Origin of the sequence: Bradyrhizobium sp. (assembly GCF_049586575.1) — a bacterium.
GTDB lineage: Bacteria > Pseudomonadota > Alphaproteobacteria > Rhizobiales > Xanthobacteraceae > Bradyrhizobium.
In genome coordinates, this window is record NZ_JBAVCF010000151.1 from 1 (window position 1) to 7355 (window position 7355).

Here is a 7355-nt window from a genome sequence, read left to right on the forward strand (position 1 = left end):
GGACAGCAGCGGTCAGAAAGCAAACACCGCCGTTGGCTACGTGAGAAGAAGCATCAACGGTACCAGCAACGGCCGTGCCGGCAGACGCGCTCGTGCCGGTAGATAAAGCTGGGACCCAAGCAATAACGATACCAATGATAACCAGTTTCGCCCAATCGGTAGCAGCCAGCCTAGGCATAGCTGGGCAGAACGGTCCCGATAGACAGGATCGCCGCGACGATGGCAAACAAAGCCGACCTGCGCATATAATCTCTCCTCTCAAGGCGAGTGAAAAACGCGATCATACTTCGTCAGGTGCCGCTAGCGATCCTTGTGCTAGATCAACCTGAAGCCAGTACGGTTTGATTTCGTTGCTTCATTGCACACGGAATTGCTGCCATGACAAACAAACCACCGCCTGCTGTCGAGAAAAAATTGCCGACAAACACATCGGAATGAAGGGGGGCCGGCTTGGCCATAATCTGATGAGCGCGCAGGGCAGCCTCTTTTTGTTCAATGGGACATCAGCGTCGGGATCGTCATGGTCCGCAGCATTTCGCGGGTGACGCCGCCTAGAAGTCCTTCTTGCAACGGTGAGTGCCCATAGGCCCCCATCACCAGCATATCGAGATTCTCGTCGGCGGCCAGAGACAGGATAGAAGGCTGGATATCGGCGTGTTTTGCTGGAAGGTCGATCAACTTGACCGGTAGGCCGGCGTCGCCCAGATGCTCGGCAAGTTTTTGTGGCGATGCATCCGCCGGCGGGCCTTCGACGCCGTTAATTGAAATCGCGTACAGCGCGTCCGCCTGCGCGAGAAAGGGTCTCGCATCCTTGAGTGCGCGGGCGGCAAGCCGGCTATCGTCCCAACAGATACCTATCCGTTTTGCCTTAAACGCGCCTCGAAAGATGTGGGGTATCATTAGAACGGGTCCGCCCGCTTGCAGCACTATCTCCGTTGAGATCATGTTGTCCGAAGTTTGTCGGCCCAGATCGGGTTGCAGGACAACTGACAGATCATAGAGCCGTGAGGCGGCAGCGATCGAAGCGGCGGCCTCGATCGGAATGTCGGCAATAGCACGGAGGTCGTAAGAAACACCTGCGTGACGCGCTTCAGTCTCAAAGACCGTTAGCGCCGCCACGGCACGCTGGTCGGCTTCCTGTTGCGCGTTCTCGAAGACCGCCGCGACGGCGGCAGCGGCGGCTCCGGCCACCATGTAGGTGGCTCCCGTCGATACGTACGCGGTTGCCAGCGCATCAAGACGTGCCTTGAAGGCCGAAGCCAACGATATCGACGCATCGAGGACCGGCCGAATCGGCCGTTCGGTCGGAATATGCACCAGAATATCCTTGATCATTTCCCTTCTCCTCAAAATGCGAGGATATTTCCTTCTCAGGGAACACTGCGTTGACTTGAATCAAGAGCTATCCGCCATTTTTAAGCGCGGCTTTCTCAGTGAGGGATGCCTGGAGGCCCGGACTTTTTAAGTTCGGCAACTTGAACGCGATTGCGGGGTCGCGATGCTTTCAAGGCGATCCAGTAGTGGCTCCTGGCTGGCCAATATCTTCTTTCGCGCGAGCGGAAGATCCAGCCACGCCGCGCGATCGATCTCGGGAACGCGGATGGTGTGACCACTTCGTGGCGGCCATTCGAGGACGATAGTGTTGCTGCGAATGGCGCTCGCTTCGATATCGCCGTTGAGCGCAAAGGCGCGAACGATTTTTCCGGACCGTTGACGTATCTCACCGAGTAAACGCAGCGCTCCGACCGCTTCAATGCCGAGTTCTTCTTTGAATTCGCGCCTCGCTGCCGCCTCTGCACCTTCTCCCTTGTTCAATTCGCCCTTCGGAACTGACCAGGCTCCGAGGTCGCGGTTACGCCAATACGGTCCGCCCGGGTGCACAAGAAGAACAGACAGCCCAGTAGCGCCGTAGCGGTACATCAGAATGCCGGCACTGATGTTCGCCATTTCGTCGATCCATGAGCTGCGCCCTGGTAAATATGACGCTGAAGTAACGTCAACTGCTTAGATCGAAAGATTGACCTGCATCAAGATAAATGGGCCGCCTGTTCGCGATAGTGAAGACCGTCCACGGCTATGGAGGCATACCATGAACGAGCTGAAATTGCGCGACGATATCCTTGATGAGCTTGCTTATGAGCCCATCGTCGATGCAGCCCATATCGGGGTTGCCGTCGATCAGAACGTCGTGACGCTTAGCGGACATGTCAGCAGCTATGCACAAAAGCTTGCGGCTGTAGCCGCGGCGCGCCGGGTTTCAGGAGTGCACGGCATCGCGGATGAGATCGAAGTCGCCGGTTTCGAGCAGGCCCGGACGTCTGATAGCGATCTCGTCAAACGTGCGGTTAATATGCTGTCGTGGGACAGCGTTGTTCCCGCGGAAGCCATTCAGGTGACCGTTCATAACGGCATTGTTACGCTGACCGGCAAAGTCAACTGGCAATATCAAAAAAGCAGCGCCGAACGCGGCGTCCGAAGGTTGGCGGGTGTGCGGGCCATTATCAACAATATCGAGATCGAGCCTCATGCAAAAGCCGAGAATGTGAAAGGCAAGATCGAAGCAGCCTTGAAGCGGCACGCTGAGGTGGAAGCGGGGGATATCCGTGTCACTGTGCGAGATAACAGCGATGTCCTGCTGGAAGGCATAGTGCAGAGTTGGAATGAGAAGGTTGCAGCCGGGAAGGCAGCATGGTCGGCTCCCGGCGTGAAGAACGTCAGAGACCGGCTCGTGATAGTCTCCTAGCAACTTGCCGCATGGTTTGCTGCTTCTCATAAGATACCGAAGCTCCGGTTGAGCAGATCGAATTACATTGGAGGATCCATGGATCTCAAGATTCCGCACAACGCATTTGTGCTCGTGGGCGACGGCCGAAAAGCGATCTTCTTTCGTAACGAAGGCGATGCAGTATTCCCGAATTTGAAGACTAGTGAGGTCTTCGTCGACGAAAATCCGCCTAGCCATGAGCAGGGAACCGAGCGACCGGGACGCATCAGTAAGGGTTCGCGGACCGGCGGAAGAAGTGCCGTGGAGCCGACAGACTGGCACTTGCTCGAGGAACAGCACTTCGTTCGTATGGTCGCTGCGGCGATGGAACGGCTTGTCCGGGTCAGCAAGGTGAAGAAGCTGGTTGTCGTTGCTCCGCCGCGGACCCTTGCGGAATTGCGAGCGGCTTTCCATCCAGATGTAAAGGCCTGCATCGTCGCGGAGGTGAACAAGGATTTGACCAAGCATCCGGTAGGTGAAATCGAAAAGCATCTCACAGGCGGTATTATTTCCCAATGATGGACGTGCGATTCACTTGGCTCATGACGCCGGAGCTTACCAGGGAACGCCAATCAAATGGAGCGATATCCAGCAGATCAATTCCCATACGCGGCGTTCTTCTGGCCGGCGATCCTCGCTTCTTCAGCGGGAAGGACGGCCTCGTCCATGGCGGCATATCTTCTTGGACTCTCAGATGAGGCTGGCGACCGCGCTCCAAACGAACCGGAACGGGCGACGTCAAGCAGAATTGCGCTCGAGTTGCAAACGGTTCGGCTCCATGACTTCAGCATAGTCAAGGATGGTGTTCCCATGCTGCTGTGCACGCCGCTCGCGCTCCATGGAACGGCCATTGCCGACCTTGCGGCGGAGCATAGTCTTGTCGCTACCCTCTGCGGCGCCGGGATCGAGCGGTTGTTCATGATCGATTGGCGCTCAGCCAGCGCCGAGATGCGATTTCTCGGAATTGACGATTATCTTGCCGATCTTAATGTCCTGGTCGATCAGCTCGGCGGCCGGGTCGATCTTGTGGGGCTATGCCAGGGAGGCTGGTTGTCGCTGGTGTATGCCGCACGTTTCCCAACCAAGGTACGCAGGCTTGTTATGGCCGGCGCGCCAGTTGACATTGCGGCGCGGCAATCCGGATTGTCAGCAATCGCCGAGGCCACGGCTCTGGCCGTGTTTCAGAGCCTCGTTGATCTCGGCGACGGTCGCGTCATGGGCAGCGACGTTGCAAAGTTTTGGGGAAATGCCGCTGACCCTGATGGTATCCGCGAAGCTCTTCAGACAAAGCATCTGATCGGTTCACCTGATTTCGCGCGGCTTGAAGCGGCCTTCAAGAACTGGAACTCGTGGACGATTGATATTCCTGGCACATACTATCTCGAAGTTGTCGAGAAGCTATACAAGCGCAATGAACTCGCCACCGGAAGCTTTGTCGCCCTGGGACAAAAAATCGAGCTTTCGCGCCTGCGGATTCCAATCTATCTCCTTGCCGGAAGCGATGACGATGTGGTTGCACCGGAGCAATTGTTTGCGGTGGAACGGCTGGTAGGAACGCAGCCCGATCACCTGCGCCACGAGGTGGCCCCTTGCAATCATCTAGGTTTGTTCATGGGAAAGCTAACGCTCGACGAATATTGGCCGCGCATTGCGCGTTGGACGAAGGAGTTGGGTGGGTGAAGCTTTGCGGTTTTTTCACTAATCTTCAATTGCGAGGCCTCTTGCAGGCATCGACATCCACCATAGTGGATACACAAAGTCAGGACGTCTGCGGCGCGAATGTCCTGCTGCGCTTTCACGACGTCGGCACGGGCCGGCTCCTCCGCACTAGCGGGCAGGAGCTCCTGTCCAAGTAAGAATGGGCGCATCTGTGTGCGCCTCCGCGAGACGTTTCTTGAACAGGAGCAGATTCTTCTCGTGAATGAACCTTTCCGTCGAAGGCCTCCTGGCGGGATGCTTTTAGGCGGAGCATCTGCAACCGATCTGCGCTGGCAGAAAAATTCCATCGTAAACTTGGGCCAACCCGGCTGTCTCCCGGCTTACCGGTACAAGTCTTCGCCAGCACGAGTTTTTCGGAACTCGCCACCAGACCGCGCGCCGCTGGTTGCGAATGTCGGGTACCAGACAGATAATCAATTCATGTGGAAGGATATTTCGAGCGCCATTCGATCGCGATGTGCGCTTAGCCCTTATCGACGAGGAAGGCGTGCATGCTTTGGTATTTGGCCGCCGATGCATTCCCGGCGGCGGCTGGATTAATCAAGAACTGCGGAGGAGGTTGATGTCCATCCCTCGCATTGGACGGAGTGGCAGCAAGCCGAATAGACCTGCGAGAGTTTCAACCCTGTAAGGTCGATGCCGCTCGAATTGCGAAGTAGCACTCGCACGTCGCCCGTTCCAATCCGGGCCGGTCAATAATCTGGATGTTTCCGCGAATGTAGCGAATGAAACCCGCGGCCTGAAGCTTGCTTGCGACTTCGCTGACCGAGCCTCGCGTCACTCCCAGCATCTGCGACAGAAGTTCCTGTGTCAGCGGAATCTCGTCGCCGCGCGTGCGATCACTTGACTGCAAGATCCAGCGCGCGAGCCGCGCCTCGATGGGATGCAGTGCGTTGCACGCGGCAGTGATCTGAACCTGACCGAGAAGCGCATCGTTTGCTTGCACGATCAAGTTTCGGATTGACTCGTGGGATCGCACCACTTCGCGAAATGCCGCCGCGGAAATTCGAGAGGCAACCAGCGGCAGCTGGACGACAGCCCTGGTGAGAGCTTTATGCAGGCCAAGGCCCGCCATGCCGCCCACGACGCCTTCGTGCCCGACGGTCGCCGTTTCGACTGCTCTGCCGTCTGCCATGACGGCGAGCAGCGAAACCATGCCCTCCTGGGGAAACCAGACTTGTTCGACTTCATCGCCGGGGCGGTGAATAACAACCCCCTGGTCCAGCGATATCGTGGTCATCAGCGGGCTCATGTCCAAAAAGTCGGAACGAGTCAGCATTGCCAGCAGACGATTGGCATGCGGTTCAGAAGTTTGGAATGTCAAAGCGGTTTCCTCTGCCCGATCGGTCGGGCCGATAACCGCAGAAATTTCACTATGCGCTCCGAGTGCGCGCCGCGGACACCACTTTTACATAGATACTCTTGGCCCATTTGTCTGCCGGATACGCGACCAACTTCCTTCTTGTGCAGTGGTATCAGAAGAAAGATGTGCAAAGGCAATGTCTTAGGTGTCTATCTGGCAGGTTGAGAATATTCGTTGGAAGAGTTCATATGCATGGTATCGGACATACTATCCGGACCCGTACCGGGCCGCAGCGGGGAAAAGGTATTCACGCTGCCTCAACGTATCTGTCGACTAACCGGCATATAGACAACTCGGCGCGGTGACGGCGGCTTCAATTTGATTTTTCGGGCGGTCCCAAGGCTTGATAACCTTGCATCGGATCAAGGAAGTGCCGCGCCCAGAGTCGGCTACGACCAGCGTCGGCCAGGTCATGCTTCCGTTGGAACAGTTGAAATGTGTCGAGCCCGAAACCGAGTTGTGGTCCGCCCTCGAGTTGATGGACCGGAATGGTTTCAACCGAATGCCTGTCATTAGGGATCAGCATGTGATCGGCGTGCTGAGCCGGGAAGATGCCATTTCTTTCCTGGCCACGCTCCAGAAATTTGGAACTCCACGGGTAAAGTAGATCACTGAAATGCGCGGGACCTAATCGATTTCGAGTTGGGGGCGGGGTGATCTGGCGATGTCGATGAAAGAACTTCCGTTGGCCAAGGTCTATCAGTTGATCGAACCGGGCCCGGTAGTCCTGCTGACCACCGCGCGCAACGGCCAGCCCAACGTCATGACGATGTCCTGGCACATGATGGTCGAATTTGAGCCACCGCTTGTTGCCTGTGTCGTCAGCGAGAACGATTACAGCTTTGCGGCGCTGCGGGCGACGAAGGAGTGTGTCATCGCCATTCCCGCCGCGCATCTGGCGCAAAATATCGTGGATGTCGGTAATTGCTCGGCCGTGACGTTCCGAAATTTGAAAGGTTTGGACTGTCGGCGATACCAGCCACACGGGTTGTGGCGCCATTGATCGCCGAGTGTTTTGCCAATCTCGAATGCAGAGTCATCGATAGCCGTCTGGTGAATAGATACAACCTGTTCGTCCTGGAGGTGTTGAAGGCCTGGGTCGATCCAGCGCAAGAGAGCCCGAAGACCATCCATCATCACGGATACGGCAAGTTCGTCATCGATGGCAAAATAATCAAACTCAAGTCCAAAATGCGCTAGTCGCCATCAACCGGGCCGGGTTTTCTCACGGGCTGCGGCGCTCAGTCTTGGGTAACGATCAAGAGAAGCCATCGGAAAAGCTCCCAGCCGGCGGCGACTAATAGAGTGGCGATAATCAAGAGCCGGCCATACCATGACACCGAAGCTCGGTTCAGGCTGCCTTTCCGCTTGTCGTTCGTCTCCTTCGCCAGTTGATGCTTCTGCATTTCGTCATTCATTTTGGCCGTTCGTGAAGATTCGGGCGAAGGCGAATTCCGTAAAAGGCCTCGGCCGGAAGCGGACCGGTGCGCGGTAAAAGCTGCCTTGAAT

General features: G+C 56.6%; 8 protein-coding genes and 1 pseudogene. 5 read left to right on the forward strand and 4 right to left on the reverse strand.

Annotated features, from left to right (window positions below; all coding sequences use genetic code 11):
• Positions 1-492: 492 nt before the first annotated feature.
• Both WB528_RS05625 and WB528_RS05630 read right to left on the reverse strand, forming a co-directional pair.
• Positions 493-1335 carry a universal stress protein gene (locus tag WB528_RS05625; RefSeq protein WP_423887441.1) on the reverse strand — a complete coding sequence of 281 codons (843 nt, stop codon included), beginning with the start codon at positions 1333-1335 and terminating at the stop codon, positions 493-495.
• A gap of 126 nt (positions 1336-1461) precedes the next feature.
• On the reverse strand, positions 1462-1947 hold the full coding sequence (locus WB528_RS05630; protein WP_423887442.1) for an NUDIX domain-containing protein: 486 nt from the start codon (positions 1945-1947) through the stop codon (positions 1462-1464).
• Positions 1948-2089: 142 nt separating this feature from the next.
• Here WB528_RS05630 and WB528_RS05635 point away from each other — a divergent pair, with 142 nt between their 5' ends.
• From WB528_RS05635 to WB528_RS05645, 3 genes are all read left to right on the forward strand, one after another.
• Positions 2090-2743 carry a BON domain-containing protein gene (locus WB528_RS05635; RefSeq protein WP_423887443.1) on the forward strand — a complete coding sequence of 218 codons (654 nt, stop codon included), beginning with the start codon at positions 2090-2092 and terminating at the stop codon, positions 2741-2743.
• A gap of 78 nt (positions 2744-2821) precedes the next feature.
• Complete coding sequence (locus WB528_RS05640; protein WP_423887444.1) at positions 2822-3283, forward strand: host attachment protein; 462 nt, start codon at positions 2822-2824, stop codon at positions 3281-3283.
• 291 nt (positions 3284-3574) lie between these two features.
• Positions 3575-4444, forward strand: a complete 870-nt coding sequence (locus WB528_RS05645; protein ID WP_423887445.1) for an alpha/beta fold hydrolase — start codon at positions 3575-3577, stop codon at positions 4442-4444.
• Positions 4445-5102: 658 nt separating this feature from the next.
• Here WB528_RS05645 and WB528_RS05650 read toward each other — a convergent pair.
• Positions 5103-5735: a Crp/Fnr family transcriptional regulator gene (locus WB528_RS05650; protein ID WP_423887446.1), complete on the reverse strand. Its 633-nt coding sequence runs from the start codon at positions 5733-5735 to the stop codon at positions 5103-5105.
• A gap of 523 nt (positions 5736-6258) precedes the next feature.
• Here WB528_RS05650 and WB528_RS05655 point away from each other — a divergent pair.
• Both WB528_RS05655 and WB528_RS05660 read left to right on the forward strand, forming a co-directional pair.
• On the forward strand, positions 6259-6453 hold the full coding sequence (locus tag WB528_RS05655; protein ID WP_423887448.1) for a CBS domain-containing protein: 195 nt from the start codon (positions 6259-6261) through the stop codon (positions 6451-6453).
• Positions 6454-6516: 63 nt separating this feature from the next.
• Positions 6517-7046, forward strand: a pseudogene (locus WB528_RS05660) (flavin reductase family protein).
• Positions 7047-7087: 41 nt separating this feature from the next.
• Here the strand turns inward: WB528_RS05660 and WB528_RS05665 are convergent.
• Positions 7088-7355, reverse strand: a 268-nt coding sequence (locus tag WB528_RS05665) for a hypothetical protein (RefSeq protein WP_423887447.1), incomplete at its 5' end; no start/stop codon positions are given.